This window comes from Paenibacillus shenyangensis, assembly GCF_000346635.1.
Taxonomy (GTDB): domain Bacteria; phylum Bacillota; class Bacilli; order Paenibacillales; family Paenibacillaceae; genus Saccharibacillus; species Saccharibacillus dauci.
Genome location: NZ_AOIG01000018.1, coordinates 156861 through 177401 on the forward strand (window position 1 = coordinate 156861; position 20541 = coordinate 177401).

The 20541-nt window shown below is 48.9% G+C and carries 16 protein-coding genes and 1 riboswitch; of the genes, 10 read left to right on the forward strand and 6 right to left on the reverse strand.

Annotation, left to right across the window (positions count from 1 at the left end):
- The first annotated feature begins 97 nt into the window (after positions 1–97).
- The 5 genes from H065_RS0115725 to H065_RS0115745 all read left to right on the forward strand — a co-directional run bounded on the left by H065_RS0115725 (position 98) and on the right by H065_RS0115745 (position 6460).
- Positions 98–2614: a heavy metal translocating P-type ATPase gene (locus H065_RS0115725; protein ID WP_017814042.1), complete on the forward strand. Its 2517-nt coding sequence runs from the start codon at positions 98–100 to the stop codon at positions 2612–2614.
- A gap of 76 nt (positions 2615–2690) precedes the next feature.
- Complete coding sequence (locus H065_RS0115730; RefSeq protein WP_017814043.1) at positions 2691–3116, forward strand: hypothetical protein; 426 nt, start codon at positions 2691–2693, stop codon at positions 3114–3116.
- A gap of 149 nt (positions 3117–3265) precedes the next feature.
- Positions 3266–4009, forward strand: a complete 744-nt coding sequence (gene nfsA, locus H065_RS0115735) for an oxygen-insensitive NADPH nitroreductase (RefSeq protein ID WP_017814044.1) — start codon at positions 3266–3268, stop codon at positions 4007–4009.
- A gap of 295 nt (positions 4010–4304) precedes the next feature.
- On the forward strand, positions 4305–4796 hold the full coding sequence (locus H065_RS0115740; protein WP_152425912.1) for a PH domain-containing protein: 492 nt from the start codon (positions 4305–4307) through the stop codon (positions 4794–4796).
- Positions 4793–6460, forward strand: coding sequence for a PH domain-containing protein (locus H065_RS0115745; RefSeq protein WP_017814046.1), 1668 nt, complete (start codon positions 4793–4795; stop codon positions 6458–6460). The genes H065_RS0115740 and H065_RS0115745 overlap by 4 nt, the downstream gene beginning before the upstream one ends.
- A 214-nt stretch (positions 6461–6674) precedes the next feature.
- On the opposite strand, the gene H065_RS0115750 is transcribed toward H065_RS0115745, so the two are convergent.
- On the reverse strand, positions 6675–8060 hold the full coding sequence (locus H065_RS0115750) for an MDR family MFS transporter (protein WP_017814047.1): 1386 nt from the start codon (positions 8058–8060) through the stop codon (positions 6675–6677).
- Positions 8061–8455: 395 nt separating this feature from the next.
- Here H065_RS0115750 and H065_RS26090 point away from each other — a divergent pair, with 395 nt between their 5' ends.
- The gene (locus tag H065_RS26090; protein ID WP_017814048.1) at positions 8456–10762 is read left to right on the forward strand and encodes a response regulator; all 2307 of its coding nucleotides are present in this window, start codon (positions 8456–8458) and stop codon (positions 10760–10762) included.
- Positions 10763–11024: 262 nt separating this feature from the next.
- Here the strand turns inward: H065_RS26090 and H065_RS0115760 are convergent, their stop codons facing one another.
- The 5 genes from H065_RS0115760 to H065_RS0115780 form a co-directional block, all read right to left on the reverse strand.
- Positions 11025–11903 carry a TatD family hydrolase gene (locus H065_RS0115760; protein ID WP_017814049.1) on the reverse strand — a complete coding sequence of 293 codons (879 nt, stop codon included), beginning with the start codon at positions 11901–11903 and terminating at the stop codon, positions 11025–11027.
- Positions 11900–12754, reverse strand: coding sequence for an ABC transporter ATP-binding protein (locus H065_RS0115765; RefSeq protein WP_017814050.1), 855 nt, complete (start codon positions 12752–12754; stop codon positions 11900–11902). Before H065_RS0115765 ends, H065_RS0115760 begins: the two co-directional genes overlap by 4 nt.
- Positions 12747–13541: an ABC transporter permease gene (locus H065_RS0115770; protein ID WP_017814051.1), complete on the reverse strand. Its 795-nt coding sequence runs from the start codon at positions 13539–13541 to the stop codon at positions 12747–12749. Before H065_RS0115770 ends, H065_RS0115765 begins: the two co-directional genes overlap by 8 nt.
- Entirely contained in the window at positions 13541–13831 is a 291-nt protein-coding gene (locus H065_RS0115775) for an MTH1187 family thiamine-binding protein (protein ID WP_017814052.1), read from the reverse strand. Before H065_RS0115775 ends, H065_RS0115770 begins: the two co-directional genes overlap by 1 nt.
- 133 nt (positions 13832–13964) lie before the next feature.
- The gene (locus tag H065_RS0115780) at positions 13965–15008 is read right to left on the reverse strand and encodes an ABC transporter substrate-binding protein (protein ID WP_017814053.1); all 1044 of its coding nucleotides are present in this window, start codon (positions 15006–15008) and stop codon (positions 13965–13967) included.
- A 78-nt stretch (positions 15009–15086) separates the two neighbouring features.
- A riboswitch (TPP riboswitch) is annotated at positions 15087–15197 on the reverse strand.
- A gap of 214 nt (positions 15198–15411) precedes the next feature.
- Here H065_RS0115780 and H065_RS0115785 point away from each other — a divergent pair.
- The 4 genes from H065_RS0115785 (at position 15412) to H065_RS0115800 (ending at position 20456) form a co-directional block, all read left to right on the forward strand.
- Complete coding sequence (locus tag H065_RS0115785) at positions 15412–15828, forward strand: pyridoxamine 5'-phosphate oxidase family protein (protein WP_017814054.1); 417 nt, start codon at positions 15412–15414, stop codon at positions 15826–15828.
- A 286-nt stretch (positions 15829–16114) separates the two neighbouring features.
- The gene (locus tag H065_RS0115790) at positions 16115–16300 is read left to right on the forward strand and encodes an aspartyl-phosphate phosphatase Spo0E family protein (RefSeq protein WP_017814055.1); all 186 of its coding nucleotides are present in this window, start codon (positions 16115–16117) and stop codon (positions 16298–16300) included.
- 398 nt (positions 16301–16698) lie between these two features.
- Positions 16699–19011 carry a bifunctional 2',3'-cyclic-nucleotide 2'-phosphodiesterase/3'-nucleotidase gene (locus H065_RS0115795; RefSeq protein WP_017814056.1) on the forward strand — a complete coding sequence of 771 codons (2313 nt, stop codon included), beginning with the start codon at positions 16699–16701 and terminating at the stop codon, positions 19009–19011.
- A gap of 419 nt (positions 19012–19430) precedes the next feature.
- A complete protein-coding gene (locus tag H065_RS0115800; protein ID WP_017814057.1) occupies positions 19431–20456 on the forward strand; it encodes an EAL domain-containing protein in 1026 nt (341 codons plus the stop codon).
- Positions 20457–20541 lie beyond the last annotated feature (85 nt).

A 20541-nucleotide genomic window follows, 5' to 3' on the forward strand; every position in this document is an offset into this window, starting at 1 on the left:
CACAAAAATTTACCCCCAGGGGGTATTTAGAAAATAAATTATGATCCAATGCTTCATTAAGAATGAATCGAAACGATTACAGACAGGAGGTTACGCCATGAACACTTCTCCCAAATCTACTACTGAAGCACCGGAGCAGGTTCCCTTACCATCGTCGGATCCGGCTTCCGGCAGCGCTACACGTCAATTGCAACTGCAAATAGGCGGCATGACCTGTGCAGCTTGCTCGGCACGGATCGAAAAGGGACTGCGCCGGCTCGAAGGCGTACAGGAAGCCAACGTGAATCTGGCACTGGAACGCGCTTCTATTATTTATGATCCTGCACAGATCGATGGAGCAGCAGTGGAACGCAAGATCGAGCAGCTGGGTTATCAGCCGCTCAAGGAGACTGCCGATCTTGATATTATTGGCATGACCTGTGCCGCCTGCGCGACCCGTATTGAAAAAGGAATCCGGCGCATGGATGGCATTTCGGAGGTTAATGTGAATCTGGCACTGGAAACTGCACGGGTACAATACAATCCCGGCAGTGTAACGCTGGATGAGATTACACACAAAGTCGAAAAGCTTGGCTACAAAGCCCAACTCAAGCGGGAAGAGGGCATCGAGCAGCGGCGTGAACGCGAAGCGGTTATGCGCAAGTGGAAACTGATCATAGCTGCAGTATTGTCCTTGCCGCTGCTATGGGCGATGCTGGGTCATTTTAGTATTACGTCATGGATTAGTACACCTTCCATTCTGATGAATCCATGGTTCCAGCTGATTCTGGCTACACCAGTACAATTCATTATCGGCTGGCAGTTCTATGTGGGAGCTTACAAAGCGCTTCGCAGCGGCAGTGCCAATATGGACGTGCTGGTTGCGCTGGGTACGTCAGCGGCTTATTTTTATAGCCTGTTTATGATTATCCGTTCCGTATTTGTACCGGGAACCCAGGTGGAGCTTTATTTCGAAGTCAGCTCGATTCTGGTCACCCTGATTCTGCTGGGCAAATGGTTTGAACATCGTGCCAAAGGCCGCTCATCCGAAGCGATTCGCAGTCTGATGAATCTGCGTGCCCAGATGGCAAGAGTCGAGCGGGAAGGCCAGGAGCTGGAGATTCCAATAGACGATGTACGGATAGATGATATTGTAATCGTCAAACCGGGCGAGAAAATCCCTGTAGATGGCGAAGTAGTGGAAGGACAATCTTCGGTCGATGAGTCGATGCTCACCGGTGAGAGTCTACCGGTGGAGAAGACAATCGGTGATGCCGTGATTGGAGCCACGATTAATCAGAATGGCCGGTTGCGCTTTCGGGTGAGTCGGATTGGACAGAATACAGCGCTCGCCCGGATTATACGTGTAGTGGAAGAAGCACAGGTATCCAAAGCCCCTATTCAGCGGATGGCGGATGTGATCTCGGGTATATTTGTACCGATTGTAGTAGGGATTGCGCTGCTGACTTTTGGAATATGGTATTTGTGGCTGGAACCGGGCAACTTTAGCAGTGCTCTGGAAAAAGCAATCGCGGTACTCGTTATTGCGTGCCCATGTGCGCTGGGTCTGGCTACACCGACATCTATTATGGCTGGATCGGGCCGGGCTGCGGAATACGGCATCCTATTCAAAGGCGGCGAACATCTGGAAGCGGCTCACAAAGTGAATACCGTGGTACTGGACAAAACCGGCACAATTACACGCGGTGAGCCTGTATTGACCGATATTCATTTTGTACCGGGAACTTCGGGAATCACCGAACAGATCTGGCTGCAGCATGTAGCCAGTGCAGAAGCGGCTTCTGAACATCCGCTGGCCCGTGCGATTGTACAAGGGCTGCAGGAGCGGCATATTACGTCTGCATCTGTAGATTCGTTTGAAAATATACCGGGCAAGGGTATCCGAGCAGTTATGGATGGACAGCAGTTGCTGGTTGGTACACGTCTGCTGTTGCAGGAAGCCGGCATCTCTGGCGAAGATGTGGAGCAAGAAGTGCAGCAGGTCGAGAGTGAAGGCAAGACCGTAATGCTGACAGCGGTAAATGGGCAATATACCGGCTGGTTGGCAGTAGCCGATACGGTCAAAGAAACATCCAAAGAAGCAATACAGCGCCTGCAACAGATGGGTATGGAAGTCATTATGATTACCGGTGACAATGAACGCACTGCGCAGGCCATCGGTCAGCAGACTGGAATGGATCGTATTCTGGCAGGTGTACTTCCGGAAGGCAAGGCAGCCGAGATCAAGCGTCTGCAGCAGGAAGGACGCATCGTCGCCATGGTCGGAGACGGTATTAATGATGCCCCTGCCCTGGCAACTGCCGATACTGGTATCGCAATCGGCACAGGTACTGATGTAGCTATGGAAGCGGCGGATGTAACGCTGATGCGCGGGGATCTGAATGGTATCGCCGACGCAATCATGATCAGCCGACGTACGATTCGTAATATCCGTCAGAATCTGTTCTGGGCTCTTGCCTATAATGTCATTGGTATTCCGATTGCGGCATCCGGTCTGCTGGCACCATGGCTGGCAGGAGCAGCGATGGCATTCAGCTCGGTGTCGGTCGTACTGAATGCTTTGCGTTTACAGCGTATCAAGCTGCAAAAGGTACAGCCGAATACTGGGAAATAAGGTATACTATACTCCTAAAGGCAGCCCGATTGGAGCTGTAACTAAGACATTTGATATAGTCTTTTGGGAGGGTATTATGAACGGAAATGATTTTGGTCCTGTGGGCGAGCCACACCAGGCGCCGCCGGGGTATCGACCATCTCCAGGTGGATATGATCCATTGCATCGTCCGGATCAGCAGCCCGGACGGGATCGGTTTGTACTGGCATTAACTTCGTTTATTCTGAGTATTGTCGGTCTGATCAGCATGACGTCAGTTACTTTTGCACTGATTTTGTTGATTGTTGGTAATGCAGAATTTGGTGTGATGCCTGTACTGAGTATGATTGGATTGATCGTGTCTTTTGTCATTATTATATTGTCGCTCGTATTCTCGATTCTGTCCCTTCGTTCATCACGAGGACGTGGATTCGCTATTGCCAGTCTGACGATTGGACTGTTGCAGATCGTTAGCTGGGCCGGATTTTTCGGATTGATGTTCTGGATAGATTCGATATCATAATCCCGGCAGGAGATGGTGGAAAGGTAGGGCGGCGTACGATGCCTATTCCGAACAGGATGAGGGTAATCATCGATGCATCGTCTGCTTCATTGAATCTTGTGCGTGGTTAAAATACGATCAGATGATATAGACAGGAGTGTAATTGAACTGTGAATGATACGATTAATCTTTTAATGAGTCACCGCTCTATTCGGAGTTATAAGCCGGACCCGGTTACCGATGAGCAGTTGGAGACAATTGTTGCTGCCGGCCAGGTGGCTTCCAGCTCCAGTAATGTACAGGCATACAGTGTAATTGCTATTCGTGATCCAAAGCGCAAGGCACGTCTGGCTGAGCTCGCTGGCAACCAGCGTTATATCGTGGAATGCCCGGTGTTCCTCGTCTGGTGTGCGGATCTGTATCGTCTGGAAAAGGCAGTGCAGCAGCATGCTCCGCAGGAAGAATCATATACGGATGCAGTCGAGAACTTTATCGTAGCTACGGCGGATGTGACGCTGGCTGCCCAAAATGCAGCCATAGCTGCCGAATCCATGGGAATGGGTATCGTCTATATCGGTGGAGTCCGTAACGAGATCGAAGAAGTCTCACAGCTGCTTGGTCTTCCGGACCGGGTCTATCCGGTATATGGTATGTGTGTAGGTTATCCGAATCAGGAGCCTGGACTGCGTCCACGCCTGCCGCTCAAAGCCGTATTGCATCATGAATCTTATGATGCAGTGACGACAGAGCAGACGGTCGCCGAGTACGATGAACAGATGGCAAGTTATTTGTCAGCCCGTACAGCCGGCGCCAAGAGTACGCCATGGTCTGCACTAATGGCCCAGAAGTTCACTACTGCTTCCCGAATGCAGCTCAAGGATTTTCTGGAAAGAAAAGGATTTAATAAACGCTAAGCGGATTAGTTGCCAGACCGGACAGATAATGAATCGGCCAATGTATATCAGATCAGATATTATATCAGTATTACAGGTTACCGTTATATCAGCAGCTGCCAGAACAGTCATGTATTCCTTTGCGGAATATCGCTACTGTTCCGGCAGCTTTTTGGTTTATTTTCGATGCAATGGCAAGAATATGCGACTTTAAGCAGGCAGAGCATGTATATACTAATAAGGTATACTTCTATACAAGTGAATGGTTATACGAAGATCCTGCGAATACATAACACTTGATTCATGGAGGAGGGATATGATGTCATTTACCGGAGCAGAAATGAGACCTCTTCATCCGGACTGGAAATCGGCAGAGCGGAAGGGTGCAGTCATCGGCTACGGAATTTTCCTGCTGATTCTGGCTGCGATTGCGCTGCTGCCTGGTTGGTTGGGTTGGTTCGAGATGCCATGGTGGCTCAAGACAGGGCTGATTGCGCTCGGTGTGCTGCTGTTTGTGTTCTATGTAATTGTAGCCCCGGCTGTACGGTATAATCGCTTTCGGTTTGCCGTATCGGATGAAGAGTTGGAGATACATAACGGACTGTTTTTTATTAGTGAGACGCTGGTTCCCATGAGCAAGGTGCAGCATGTGGAGCTGGAGATTGGACCGATTCTGCGCCGATATCATCTCGCCGAAGTCCATATTGTTACAGCAGCAACCACGCATACGATCGGTGGCGTGAAGCTGGAGGAAGCCGAGCAGCTCAAACAGCGTATCGGCCGTCTGGCCAGGAGGATAGACGAATGAGCCGGCAGCTGCGCCGAATGCACCCGTTGTATGTGGCTTTTGCAATACTGCGTACTATCAAAAATCTGGCGTTTCTGCTGATCCTGGCAGTTGTACGTATTCTGAGCGGAGATGGTCTGTCTGCTTCCGTTTACTGGACGCTCGGTGGATTCATACTGCTGCTTGTGCTGAGCAGTTTGTATCATCTGGGTACATGGCGCCGATTTACCTACCACGCGGAAGAGGACCGTTTTGTGATCCAGAGCGGACTGCTCCAGCGCAGGGAGAAAGCGATCTATTATTCACGCATTCACTCGGTCAGTATTGAGCAGCCGCTGATCCAGCGCTTGCTTGGCGTAGTACAGCTCAAAATCGAGACACCGGGAGGTAGCTCGGATGGAGATGCAGTACTCGAGGTGTTATCCGCTGCCGAAGCAGAACGTCTACAGCAGGTGCTGGAGCAGGCGGTTGTAGCTGTTGATCGGGAAGCTGGATCTTTACCCAATGATGCAGCGGTGGAGCAAGGCGGATTTCCGGTACAGGATCTGGAAAAGGATCAAGCTTCGGATCGGGAACAGTCGTACTCTTCGGGAGAGAATTATCCCTATTCGGACGAAAAGAGACAGACAGATGAATCAGCAGACCCTTCTGCCGATTCATCTGCTGGTCGTAGATCTGTATCATCAGCAGGTCGACTCACTGCACCAGCCGGCTCTTCGCCAGTCACAGCACAGCTGCTCTACCGGCTGACCACACCCCAGCTGCTGCGGGCAGCACTGACCGAGCTTAATCTGGGATTGGGACTGGCCTTTATAGCGGGGATATATTCCTTTGCAGGAGATATATTGCCTGGTGGCCTGCTAAACCAGCTAATGGATAATGCCAGAGGGTATATTACCGGCATTCAGGCGCTGCTCGGTGCCGTACTGATCGGTCTGATATTCGCCTGGTTGCTATCACTGGTGCTGTTTATCGTCAAGTATGCCGGATTCTCTGTCTATCGTAGCGGAGAAAGATTGTCTGTCCGTTATGGATTGCTGGAACGAAGACAATTCGTTTTTCATCCCAAGCATGTACAGGCAGTAACGGTCAAGGAAAGTCTGATTCGCCGCTGGCTCGGCTTTGCCCAGATCCAGCTGCATGTGGTCTCTTCAGGGAAAGATGCCAAAGTGCCCGTACTGCATCCCTTTATCCGCAGCAGCGAAGTGCAGGGTCTGCTGGACTCGATGGTCCCCGGATTTCTGTACCGGGCTCCTGTCTATCGGTCGCCATCGCGGGCGCTGTGGGCATATGTATGGCCAAGTCTGCTGATCAGCGGCATACTCGCTGCGGTCGGAACGTATTTTCTGTCGGGGTACGGTCTACTGATCGGTATTCTATTGGCTGCCATTTTGCTGATACTGGATTATGGCAGGTATCGCCGTTCCGGTGCCTTACTGGATGGAGAACGTCTGATACTGGTGAACCGGTATGTCTCCCATTCGACGCACTGTATATTATGGAAGCATATCGAAGCATTCCGTTTCACGGGCAGCCGGCTGCAGCGCAGACAGGATCTGCTCAGCCTCCACCTGTATATAGCAGCGGGACATGCTACGTTTCAGACGAATCGGCTGGATCACCGGGATGCCGATCAGGTAAGCCGCTGGTACAGCCGCACTCGCCGGGCAGCGGAACATGAATAATAGAATAGACAAGCAGCTTGATATACGCATGATTGCATTTCGCTTTTATGGAAGTGTGTAAGGTATAATATTTTTCGTGTTCACAAAAAGGCTGCGATTCCTCATTCTCGGGAATCGCAGCCTTTTTTATCGTTCCGCATACTGTCTCTTATTGAAAATAAATCTACTGCCTTGTGCATTCATCTGTTCGATAGCTACATATAACCGTGCTTCCTTACTGCTGATGATTCAGCAGTCTGCTGCTTGGTGGCAGGAGCAGGGCGACCAGCAGATTCACTACAGCGACCGCCAGCATGAGGATAAATACATAATGAATACCAAGCGCCAGCTCACTGGCAGTATTGTGGGTCACAATCGCATTGAACACCAGTCCGAATACGGCGACGCTTACTGTCTGTCCGAGCGAGTTCATCAGCGTATTGGTCGATGTCGCCACACTGCGCATCTGGAAGCCTACCGCTCCCTGGATAATGACCATCGACGGAGTGACAATACAACCCATTCCGAAGCCGATCAGTACCAGCGAAGCGACAATAATCAGATAAGGCGAGTCTGAACTCATGATAGCCACCAGCAGACTGCCAGCCACTGCCAGCACCGAACCGAAAATGATCAGTGCTTTGGCACCGAGCTTGTACATCAGTCGTCCTGATAGAGTGGAAGCGACTGGCCAGGCAATCGACATCGGCATTAATGCCAGTCCGGCAAAAGTAGCGCTATATCCCGATACATCCTGCAGCCACAGTGCACAGTATACCGTTACCCCCATCACTGTCCAGCGGGTCGTAAAGGCCAGAATATAAGGCACGGTCAATACACTGGTACGGAACAGGGACAGTGGCAGCATCGGCTCCTCTGCCCGCTTTTCAATACGGAGGAACAATGCCATGAAGATGACAGTGACAATAAATAATCCGATAATAATCGGGGATGTCCATGCGTACTCCTCGCCACCGGTGAGCAGTGCCAGCAGAAGTGCGGTCATACCGATCGTAAAGGTAAGAGCACCCGCATAATCAATAGACTTTTGTTTTTTCTCAAAGGATTCATAATAGTACATAAAAATAAACAATACCGCGATAATACCGACCGGCAGATTAATAAAGAAAATCCAGCGCCATGAGATGTAGTCGACAAAGTAACCGCCCACAAGCGGTCCGAACAAGCCGGCAATCGACCAGACCGAGGAGAAAATCCCCTGTACTTTGGCACGTTCCTTGCCTGGATACAGATCGCCGACAATGGTAAAGGTAACCGGTGTCAGCGCACCTGCACCAATCCCCTGCAGTGCCCGGTACCAGATCAGCTCGGTCATGGAACCAGCGAATCCGCATAGTACCGAACCCACAATAAACAGGCCGAGTCCGATTGCGAATACCGACTTGCGTCCGTACAGATCCCCGAGCTTGCCAAAGATGGGAGTAGCAATACAAGTGGTTAATGTATAAATGGAGAAGATCCAGCTGATCAGGCTAAGACCGCCCAGTGAATCGATAATGCGTGGTGAAGCCGTGCTGACAACCGTGGAATCCAGTGCACCGATAAAAAGTGCAGCCAGTAATCCGACCGTTACCATTGCCCGGTTGGTTTGCTTGGACATAGAGTTTGATTCCTTCCTCCTGCTTGATTTTTCAATGTAATGTCTATACTTGCTGTCTATTCGTATGTACGGGATTATCCGTAATGGATACCATTACACCCTTTACATGGTCATGAAGCATTCCAAATCGTATACCGGAACAAAGATAGGCGTCAAGCAAAAACCATTACAATTCATCTAACAATGTCCAATCGGAAGGGGATATTCCACACCTGATATTGCTGGATAATCTTTTATTTTACTTTCGTAAGCTAAATACGATCTGCTATTAAATGAAAATAAGTCCAAGTTTCTACAGACAAAGTACCAATGTTCACGTATCATTGAGAGTATACTCAGCCAGCTTTTCTGCTATAATCTTGCCTACATCATGAGAGAGGAAGAATGCAATATTTATGAATTATAAATACCAACAGATTATCGGATTTAGCTTTATGCTGATGCTGGCAATTCTATTCATTATTATAGAAGGTTTCTTTTTACAATATACGCTTATGTCCGAACGATGGGTACTGACCGGTATACTCGCTTTTCTGCTGCTGTTGTCAGGCATCGGAATTACGATCTGGACTTTACGCCGTACAACCGGACGACTCAAGCAGGTCACCCAGGTTATTAATGATGTGGATTTCGATAAAGTACAGGATATCCCGCGCCTCAAGGTAGAAGGCGGAGATGAAGTAGCGAATATCGCCGAGGCATTTAACAAAATGTCGATAGCTCTGGAAGAGCACACTCGCCAGGTACAGGAAGCTTCGGATCAGATGCAGGACAATAACTGGGTACAGACCCAGCTGGCACAGATCGGCAACGTATATCAGGGGATTAACAATACACCGGAGCTGGCGGAGAAATTGCTTGCCAGAATCGTTCCTTTGATGGAAGCTTCCTATGGATTGTTCTATTATGTGCATCCGGATACCAAGGGAGATCAGTTCCAGCTGGAATATTCGTACGGCGCTCATGGCAATATGACGGGAACCATCCATGAATTCGGACCGGGTCAGGGATTGATTGGACGTGCAGCCGTGGAACAGAAAACACAGCTGCTGACAGCAAATGAAGATTATCCGATCCGTATCCAGACCGGGTTGGGTCATATTGTGCCCCGGCAGATTGTGGTTACTCCGATTGTTTTTGAAGGACGTACGATAGCAGTACTGGAGCTTGGAGCGGCGATTGAATTCGCTCCACGTTACTGTCAGCTGATCGAGCAGATCTGTGTAGGCTTCGGAGCGATTATCAGCAATATCGAGAAGCGGATGCAGGTGGATGAACTGCTGCGCAATACCCGGATCCTGAATCAGGAGCTGCAGGCGCAGCAAGAAGAACTGCAGACCCAGCAGGAGGAACTGCAGGTCCAACAGGAAGAATTGCAGGCGACCAATGAACAGCTGCGGGAACGTACGAATTTTGCGGAGACTAAAGCGCATGAACTGGAAACTACTCGTCAGGAACTGGAATTGTACGCCGAACAGCTTAAGCTCAGCTCCAGCTACAAAACGGAATTTCTCGCGAATATGTCTCATGAACTGCGTACACCGATGAATAGTATTCTGATTCTGTCCCAGCTGGTGGCCGAGAGCACTCCACGGGATCACGAAGACGAAATGCCGGGATATGGTCATATTATTCACCGATCGGCTCAGGATCTGCTGGCATTGATCGATGATATTCTGGACCTGTCCAAGGTGGAGGCAGGCATGGTAGAGGTGCAGCGGGAGCTGATCTCCATCCATGATATTCCGGAAGTAATGGGCTACAACTTTAACAAGCTGGCCGAGCAGAAGAATCTGCAATTCTGGACGGAAGTGGATAACGATGCACCGCCAACCTTTTACACCGATGGCAAAAGACTGCAGCAGATTCTCAAAAATCTGCTTTCCAATGCGTTCAAGTTTACGAGTGAGGGCAAGATCAAATTGCGGATTGCTCCGGCAGAGAAAGTTCCGCTGCCTGCAGGTTACAGCCTGCCGGAAAAGGCAGATCATATGCTCGCCATCTCGGTAAAAGATACCGGGATCGGTATTGCGCCGGACAAGCAGCAGGTGGTTTTTGAAGCGTTCCGTCAAGCAGAAGGCGCGCGAACCGATCGGGACTATGGCGGGACCGGACTGGGATTATCGATCTGCCGCGAATTCTCAAGGCTGCTGGGCGGTTTTATTACGGTCGAGAGTGAGGTAGGCCGCGGAAGTACATTTACCCTGTACATTCCTTCACTGCCGGAAGACTTTGCACCGGACAGCCCGGAGACTGCTTTATCGGTTCCTGCCGGTCTGCCGGAAGAACTGGACATGCTCAAAGGCAAAAAAATCCTGGTGGTGGATGATGATTTCCGTAATATCTTTGCACTAGAAGGTGCTCTCAAATCCAAAGGCATGAACGTAATAAGTGCCTATAACGGCAAAGAAGCCCTGGAAATGCTGGAGCAGGGTCAGCCGGATCTGGTCCTGATGGATATTATGATGCCTGTAATGGATGGATATGTGACGATGGAGAATATCCGCCGACAGTCACAGTGGGCAGAATTGCCGATTATTGCACTAACTGCCAAAGCGATGAAGGATGATCGTCAGCGCTGTCTTCAAGCCGGAGCATCCGATTATCTCAGCAAACCGCTGCAGATGGAGCAGTTGTTCTCTATGCTGCTCGTATGGCTGAGTCCTGCAGCATCTGTCAAAAGTGATGATTACAAAGCCTGATATCGTTTTATTCAGCTATTTGTAGTGATCAATAGGTATACTCATTCTTATCAGCACATGATACAGGTCAAATAATAAATAAAGGATTTGCGAGTACAGGTTGTCGTCAACTGTACCGCAAGATTCGGTACACTCTAATGATTTGATCTCATGACTGCTGATACAATAATAAAAGCCTGATCTGGCTGAAGAAGGATAACCTTCTCACCGATCAGGCTTTTTGTTATTGTAAGTTTTCTCCTATATGGATGCGCAATCCACCTCACCCGTTAAGTTGATAAAAATTGCGGGTGTTGGCATACAGAATCTGACGGGCTTCGTACTCGCTCAGCCCTTGAATCACAGCCCATTCTCGGCAGACATCTGCGGTCATACGAGGATGAGTGGACTGTCCGGTAAATGGACCTTCAAAAGGCCATGGCCCATCTGTCTCCGCCATAACCAACTCACGGGGATACACAGCAGCAAGCTCACGGATTTCCGACTCATAGACAATATCCGGCGTGAACGAAATGTGGTATCCTTGGCGCGCCATCCGCTCGACAGTTACTGCGGAACCCTTGAACCAGTGGAAATGTGCCCGCCGGATTCGATAATCCTCCAGCAATTGGCATACCGTATCTGCATCTTCGTAGACAGCATGGAGTATAACCGGCTTGTCATGCTTGGCGGCAAGCTGCAAATACTGTTCCAGCAGCTGAATATATCCGGCTTCATCCAGTTTCTCTCCACGTTCAGCCAGCTCCTGTCGCAGATAGTAAGGCAGTCCGATCTCGCCTACAGCTACCAACTGGTTCATCCGTACTTCTATCCACTCGAGCAGCTCGCTGGTCTGCTGCCGGGAAGGAAGAGGCTGCTCGGGATGATAGCCATAAGCAGGGTGTACCAGACCGGGATATTGCCGGGACAGCTGCTCGATCCGCTGGCAGGAATCTTTATTCATCGAGACCGCGATCACCGATTCGACCTGATGATCCGGCAGACTTTGCATCATCTGACGAATAGCATCATCTTCATATTGATCCAGATGAATATGGCTGTCGATAGACGGGATAGAGGGTGATTCTTCCTGTAGTTTGGATACCGAAGCAGCAGAGACAGACGACGCTGAAGAATGCAGGGAATAGGGTTCGCTCATCATCCGTTCAGCTCCGCTCGCAGCGCTTCGGTCAGCTGTCTGCGCAGCGCGATGAATTCCGGCGTATCCACCAGCTCTTCACGCCGCGGTCTTGGAAAAGGAACAGGGACCTTTTGGATAACATGAGCCGGTCGGCTGGATAATACATAGATCGTATCGGACAGCAGCAGTGCTTCTTCGATATGATGCGTAATAAAAACGACCGATCGCCGGTTCTCTTCCCAGATGCGCAGCAGCCAGGCCTGCATCTCGCTACGGGTAAAAGCATCCAGTGCACTGAACGGCTCGTCCAGACAAAGCAGTGATTGCGGTCCGAGCAGTGCTCGCAAAAAGGCGACCCGCTGCTGCATACCGCCGGACAGAGTGCGTGGATAGGCACGAGCGAATCCGCCCAATCCTACCTTGTCCAGCCAGTTTCGGGCAAGAGCCAACGATTCCTGACGCGGCATACCGGCAGTCTCGCGGGCGAGGATTACATTCTTTTCGATCGTGCGCCAGGGTAGCAGAGCAGGCTGCTGTGGCATATAACCGGCTTTGCCCTGCAGTCCGTTAATCCGCTGATTCTGCAGTATAATATCCCCCTGATCCGGCAGCATCACTCCGCCGATCATCTGCAGCAAGGTACTTTTCCCTGAACCGGAAGGACCGATCACGGATACAAATTCACCTTCATGTACGGTTAACGATATATTTTCCATGACCTGCAGCAGCTGCTTGCCCTGGGCAAAAGATTTACTGATACCGCGTAGTTCCAGGAATGGACGGGGATTCCCGTTTGGCTGGAGAGGAGTAGAAGAGGCATCTACCTCTGGTTCAACCAGGATAGATGCGGCAGGATGAATAGGATCAGACACGGTCGATTCCTCCTTTGGGATGGGCAGTACTGTCATTCTGCCAGCGTATACACCATTTCTCCAGCAGCACAATCAACGAGAACATGATCAGGCTAAAAGCAATCACAATCATAATCGCGACAAACATACGGTCGGTACGAAAAGCGGACTGCTGAAGCAGCATATAATAACCAAGCCCTTCACTGCTGCTGATCCACTCGGCGATAATGGCACCCATAATGCTGTAGGTGGCGGCAATTTTGAGTCCCGAGAAGACAGCAGGCAGACTGTAAGGCAGCTCCAGCTTCCAGAAAATCTGTCCACGCGTGGCTCCGATCATCTGCATATAATTCATCATCACCCGGTCAGTGCCGGCGAGTCCGCCTAGTGCTGCCACCGTGATCGGGAAAAAGCAGACCAGTACGATTACAATCAGTTTGGACAGCAGCCCAAAACCGAACCAGATAATCAGCAGCGGTCCGAGTGCGATCAGCGGTATATTTTGACTCAGAATCAGCAGTGGATACAGGGCCCGGCGCAGAAAAGGAATATAGTGCAGCACACCGGCCACGATCAGCCCGGTCGCCGCTCCAATGCCAAATCCGGATAGCGTCAATTTCAGGGTCGCCCACGTATGTCCGAGCAGACTGGTGTAACTTTTCTCTGCTTCCTGGGCGATACGCGCAGGACTTGGCAAAATCCAGTCTTCAATCTGGAAAAGGGAAGTGGCGAGCTGCCACAGGACCAGCAACAAAACGACCGCCCCAAAGGGCGGCCATATGCCTTTCCACCATGCTCTGATGGACATTAGCGGTATTTCTCCGTTAGTCCGTCCATGCTGATGCCGGATGGATTATGCGCGATTTTGATCTGGGAAATGATACTCGGGCTGCCCTTTTCCACCAGCGCCTCGTGCATCTTCTGTACAACTTCCAATAGCTGCGGAAGCTCGCCTTCCAGCGTCGTTTCCAGTGGATGTACTTCATATTTCAGTCCGGAAGCCTGGATCACCTCGATAGCGGCATCCACGTAATCATAGGAATTTTCATTGTTGGGTGTTTTGGGAATAACCTGAATGCTCAGTAGAGTGGTAGCCATAGTGATAACCTCCTGATAGATGTATTAGGTGGAAAATAGGATCTGTTGTGCGCAATAAATACAGGTACGAATCATAAAGACGAGCAGTGAACTGTCGATCATTCATCGGTTACGCCGGGAATAACTCGGAAGCTTACTTGGTCCCGGCAGCCGGCAGATAATCGTTGGTAAATGCTTTGGAATCGTCCAGTTTGGCATCCAGCAGACCCTGCTCATACATCCAGTCGGCATAGCCTGACCAGATTTCCGGTTTTTGCATTCCCCACTGCTTGGCATCGTCCTGATATTTGGGAGACAGCCACTTCTGGCTTGCTTTGACCAGTTCGGGATCGAGATCCGGTACAGCCTTGATCAGAATATCAGCGGCTTTGTCCGGGTTGGCGATGGCATATTCATATCCTTTGGCTGTTGCCGACATAAAGGCCTTCACCAGCTCCGGGTCCTGCTGGATCTGTTTTTCGTTAGTTACAATAACAGGCGTATAGTAGTCCAGATTCGGCGAATAATCTTTTACATACATCATGTTCAGCGGTTCCCCGCGCAGCTCGGCTTCGACCCCGGTCCATCCGTAGAAGATCCAGGCAAAATCAATGCCTTTCTTGACCGCTGTAAAAAAGTCCGCATCTCCGATATTCACACTTTTGACCTTACTGACATCACCGCCGTCGGTTGTCATGATTGATTTCATCACGGCTTCCTCGACCGGTGAGCCCCAGGCTCCGTAAGACTTGCCTTCCATATCCTTGGGCGTCTTGATATTACGGTCTACCGGTGAAGCAAAGCCCGAGCTGTTATGCTGAATCACGGCGGCTAGCGAGACGAGTGGTACACCCTGCACACGGGCCTGGGTAACACTTTCCTGATAGCTGATACCAAACGGAACTTTCCCGGAAGCCACCATTGTATCGGCGCCGCCCTGTCCCGGTGTAATAATCTCTACATTTAACCCGGCATCCTTGTAGTAACCCATTTGCTGGGCTACATACAAACCGGTATGGTTCGTGTTCGGTGTCCAGTCCAGTACAACCTGTACATCCTTGAGGGCGCTACTGCTTGCTCCTTCGGCTCCCTGGCTGTTATTGGCCGGACTGCTGCTTCCTTTGCCTCCGCATCCTGCAGTGATGAGCAGCAGGCATACCGCCAGCAGCGGCAGAAGCTTGTTCCAGTGTCTATTCATTTCTCTACCCCTTCTTCCTCTGTATATAAAAAAGCGCCCCGGATCGGGACGACATAGGTGCATATCGTATGAGAACACATACAATGCTTGATTCGCTTCCTACGCTGGCATTATCCAGATCAGGTATTAAGGGTCTGTATTGATGGAATACACTCTCAGCCGGCTAGCCCAGCTCCCCCAGATCGTATGCGCTTTTTCTAGGTGTAATTATAGACGAGAGCCTGCCTGCTGTCCAGCAAGTGAGGCATCCGGGGAGCAGGCAGGAATACGGGGAAGGTTCAGTTTGCTGCTGACCGGGTAAGTATCCATACAGGCACTCAAAGTTAAGTACTATATAAAATTCAGCGCCCTGTTATCGGGTGTATTGAATAATCCAAGTCCATATTGCGGAAGGAGCTTGATCATGAGTCAAACATCAGTTGAACAATCTATCGTAAAAGCACTGGAAGAAAACCGTTTTTGTGCATTCGGCACAGTGGAGAATAATAAACCAAAGGTACGCTATATGGCGGTATATAATGAAGGTTTGAATATTCATCTGGCGACAGACCGCAAAACGCAAAAAGTGGATGAGCTCGAACAAAATCCTCATTGCTATCTGCTGCTCGGTTACGAAAAAGGCGGCAACAATGAAGTGATTGAGATTGAAGCAACCTGCGCGGTATCGACCAATGATGAGCTGAAGCAGCGTGTATGGAAAGATGAATTCAAAAACTGGTTCTCCGGACCGGATGATCCCGACTATGTAGTACTGGATATTACTCCACAAACAATTGAATATACCGACAAAGAAGGTCAAAAACAGACCTGGAATGCTTAATAGTCTTTCTGGTACGAATACGGCAACGATTCGTATAACAGGAAATTCAATATAGTGTAGTACGATCCGGTGACGAATTTTGTAAAATGCGCAGGCAAACTACAGAATTCGAAACCGGATTTTTTGTCATTTTTTGTTTCCAATAAAAGGATAAAATAGGGACCGTAGGAACTTGATCAAGAGCATGATTTTAGGGTATAAACAATGTATTACTACAAATTTTATCTATTTCAAATATAAGGTAATGGCGAGAAGTGAAAGGGGTAATCTACAGGAGGTGCTTTCCTTGGACCTGAAAAAGATCGAACAGCAGATTGAACAGGAACGCCGCATACTGAATCAGATGGCCGAAGAGCATGGGATTCGTGATCACCGGGTAATCGATCAATCCGAGCAGCTGGATCGAATTCTGGACTCTTATTTGCAGCATAAACACCGCAAAGGTGACCATACTGCAACAGGCTGGAGCTAATAAGGATATACAAAATCCTCTTTATCGGAACAAAGAGCAGTTAAACTGCAGCCAGACAAAGCTAGATTTGGATAAAAAACCGCAAAAATAACTGACGTATATATGTAATATATGCGTCTTTTTTGTAACTATTTTTACAAAAATTTAAAAATTGGATCAAATATCCCTTCAAATATGTCAGTCTATAGTATAAAATTCTCTCATGCAGCTATATACTTCGCTCTTTTATGCGTCTGCACTCCTATATTCATTTTGTAATATGTAACTAGTAGCGCAAATCCGTATACAGATTTCATACCAGCTTTACATATTTTTTATACATAGGTGAGTGTAAGCGTTTATATTGAATGAATCAGAGAACGTATACGTGCTGAATATACTCGGGAGGGGTTTTAATTTTGAAACTGGGGAAAAAGACACTCAAGAAAACAGTAGCGGCGATTGCAGCGCTGCAGCTGTTTGGCATCACGGCTGTACCGGTATTTGCAGCGGATACAACTGCTGCTGCAGGTGCAACTGTCAAGCTTCGCCTCATGGAAACGACGGATATTCACACCAATATTATGAACTATGATTACTATTCGGATAAACCGACAGATGAGTATGGTTATGACAAGACAGCGACACTGATCCGGGCAGCTCGCGCAGAAGCTCCCAACAGCGTACTGGTGGATAACGGTGATCTGATTCAGGGTACACCGCTGGCTGACTATGTCGCCAAAGTGAAACCGCTTAAAGAAGGCGAAGTTCACCCGGTATACAAAGCTATGAACCAATTTGGCTACGATGTCGGTAACTTTGGGAACCATGAGTTCAACTATGGTCTCGATTTCCTGAAGACTGCGATCGAAGGAGCCAATTTCCCTTATATTAATGCCAACATCTATGTAGATGATGGTACAGGCAAAGGCGAGAAAAACTACTTTACTCCTTACAAGATCCTCGACAAGGAAGTAACCGATGAGCAGGGCGCCAAGCATACGATCAAAGTGGGCGTAATCGGCTTCGTACCGCCGCAAATCATGCAGTGGGATAGTGCCAACCTGGCAGGTAAAGTAGTAGCCAAGGATATTATTGAAACCGCCAAAAAATTCGTTCCGCAAATGAAAGCGGAGGGAGCAGATATCATTATCGCTGTTCCGCACTCCGGCTTTGAAGATATTCCGCAAACCGAACTGATGGAGAATTCCGTACTGTATCTGAGCCAGGTGCCGGATATTGATGCGATCATGTTCGGTCATGCGCACAAAGTATTCCCGAGTGCAGACTTTGCAGGCAAAACAGGCGTTGATCTGGAAAAAGGTACGATCAATGGTGTACCTTCTGTAGAGCCTGGATTCTGGGGCGATCATCTCGGAATCATTGATCTGCAGCTGACCCAAAAAGGCGAGGATTGGGAAGTGACCGACTCCAAAGTCGAAGCACGTCCCATCTATGATGCCAAAGCCAAAAAAGCACTGGTAGAAGCCGATCAGAGCGTTGTGGACGCTGTCTACCATGAGCACGAAGAGACACTGGAATATGTACGTGGCCCAGTAGGCAAGACGACTTCCCGTATTACCAGCTACTTTGCACTGGTACAGGATGATCCATCGATTCAGATCGTAACGAATGCACAGAAATGGTATCTGGAACAGAAGCTGCAGGGAACTGATTATGAGAAACTGCCTATTCTGTCTGCAGGTGCCCCATTCAAAGCAGGTGGACGCTCCGGCCCAAACTATTACACCGATATTGCAGCCGGCACGATTGCTATCAAAAACGTATCTGACCTGTATGTGTATCCAAATACTGTCTATGCGGTCAAAGTAAATGGCGCAGAAGTGAAAAACTGGCTGGAATGGTCCGCAGGACAATTCAACCAGATCGATCCATCCAAATCCGGCGATCAGCCGCTGATCAATATGGATTTCCCGACGTATAACTTTGACGTGATCGATGGTGTAACGTATCAGATCGACGTGACTCAGCCGCAGAAATACGATGCCAAAGGCACCGTGGTTAATGAATCTGCCAACCGTATCGTTAATTTGCAGTACAACGGCAAGCCGATCGATCCAAAGCAGGAATTTATCGTAGCGACCAATAACTACCGTGCTTCCTCATCCAAGCTGGCAAACCCGGACGGCAAACGTATCGTTCTGGCTTCCCCGGATGAGAACCGTCAGGTCATTATCGATTATATCCGCGAGAACGGTACAATCAACCCGACAGCGGACAATAACTGGTCTCTGGCGCCTGTCAAAGGCAGTGCCAAAGTAACCTTTACCTCTTCACCAAAAGCACAGGATGCGCTGAAAGCAGCACCAGCTCTGGCTGCAGGCAGCACGAGTGAGCCGATTGCCTATGCAGGTGAAGGTACAGATGGATTTGCCAACTATACGATTGACCTGTCGAAAACAGCAGCACCTGCAGCAGGTACCAAGCCAGCGGCGCCTGCCACGGACAAACCGGCAAAACCAGTGAAACCAGCCAAACCAACAACGACCAAACCAGCACCAGCCAAACCAATTGCTCCTGCCAAGCCAGCGAAGCCGGTTAAGCCAGCTCCGGTAGCAGATGGAGATACGTACACGATCCAAAAAGGCGATAACCTTTATCGCATTAGTATCAAATACGGTGTGACTTGGCAGGAACTTGCCAAATACAACAAAATCACGGATCCTACTCGTCTGCAGGTAGGCGATGTATTGGAGATTCCAGCCAGCTAATCTTGTGAATACAGATTAATGACGATGACTCCATCAACCAAAAGACTGCCGGAATATTTCCGGCAGTCTTTTTTATCTATACGTATGTATTAAATATGATCGTTGTATCGGATAGACACGTTATGATAAAGATTTGCCATGTAATCATCCGAATTATTTAATTATTTTTATATAAGTCTAATATCCTGTTACAAAAGTACTAATATTGGGTATATAAACATTTTGTATCATTCTAACGCACTATGCCGCTTGTTTAAATCACCTATTTTCTCCAATACAAAAATATCTTATCAAAACAGGTAAACTTCTCGGAAAGAGTAAAGAAATAGTATTACGATCCGGATTCTGCCAACCGATATATATAGGGATTAAAAACGTGAACACCCGCATATTGTATTTTAGTAACAGGGAGGACCACCATGAATTGTAGCGGATGCAGTTTTATTCAACCGATTGAAGATCAAGGTACGGTGTCTTTGCGCCCGCTTTCTCCTTCTCTTGAGCAGTTAATCAGACAGCAGGCATATGACATTTATATAGTAGAAGATATTGGTTCCATCTCATACTACTCCCGTGAGCAGATGCTGGATATTCTGCACTGGGTCAGAGAACTTCCGAGTGAGCAGGGCGATGATTTGTCGATCGGGATTCTGGGAGTCGATAATATTGGCGGTGAACCGTCATGGTTCCCTTTGTCGACGCTGATCACGCGCCTGCAGCATCATGATATCGTCGAGATTATCCGGCAAAAGCAGTTTACCAGCCATATGCAGCCGATTGTGGATAAGCAGGAGCAGATTATGGCATATGAGTTTTTGTTGCGTCCGATTCCGGATGGTCCGGGATTTCAGCCATATAAGTTATTCGAAGTAGCTCATCGTACCGGTCTGCATTCCTTTTTGGATCGTGCAGCGCGGATCTCGGCGATTGAGACCAGTGCACTTCATCTGCCAACCGGTGTAAAGCGGTTTATTAACTTTTTGCCATCATCGATCTATAATCCGCAGTACTGCCTCAGTCATACGTTTGCAGCGATTGAGCGTCTGAAGCTGGATCCGCAGGATTTTGTATTTGAAGTGGTCGAGACCGAGAATATTATGGAAATGCCCAAGTTGCAGGATATCTTTAATGTGTATCGCAGCAACGGGATCAATGTAGCACTTGATGATGTGGGTTCGGGTTATTCCCTGCCTGAATTGATCGGCAAGCTCAAGCCTGACTATGTCAAAATCGATCGTGGCCTAATCGACCGCTGTGACCAGGACGAACAAAAACAGCGTGATATCCGCAATATCGCCGAACGCACCTGGGATATTGGCAGTCATGTACTGGCTGAAGGAATCGAGCGGCGCGAGGAATTCGATTTTTGCCGCAGTATTGGTATTAATCTGGCGCAAGGCTATCTATTTGGCAAGCCGTCAGAGCATCCGTTTGCCGTACTCTGATATTTAACTGTATATGTATGTACATCTGATCATCTATATGTAAAACAAAAGCCCCTAATTGCTTAGGGGCTCAGAATGTCGAGAA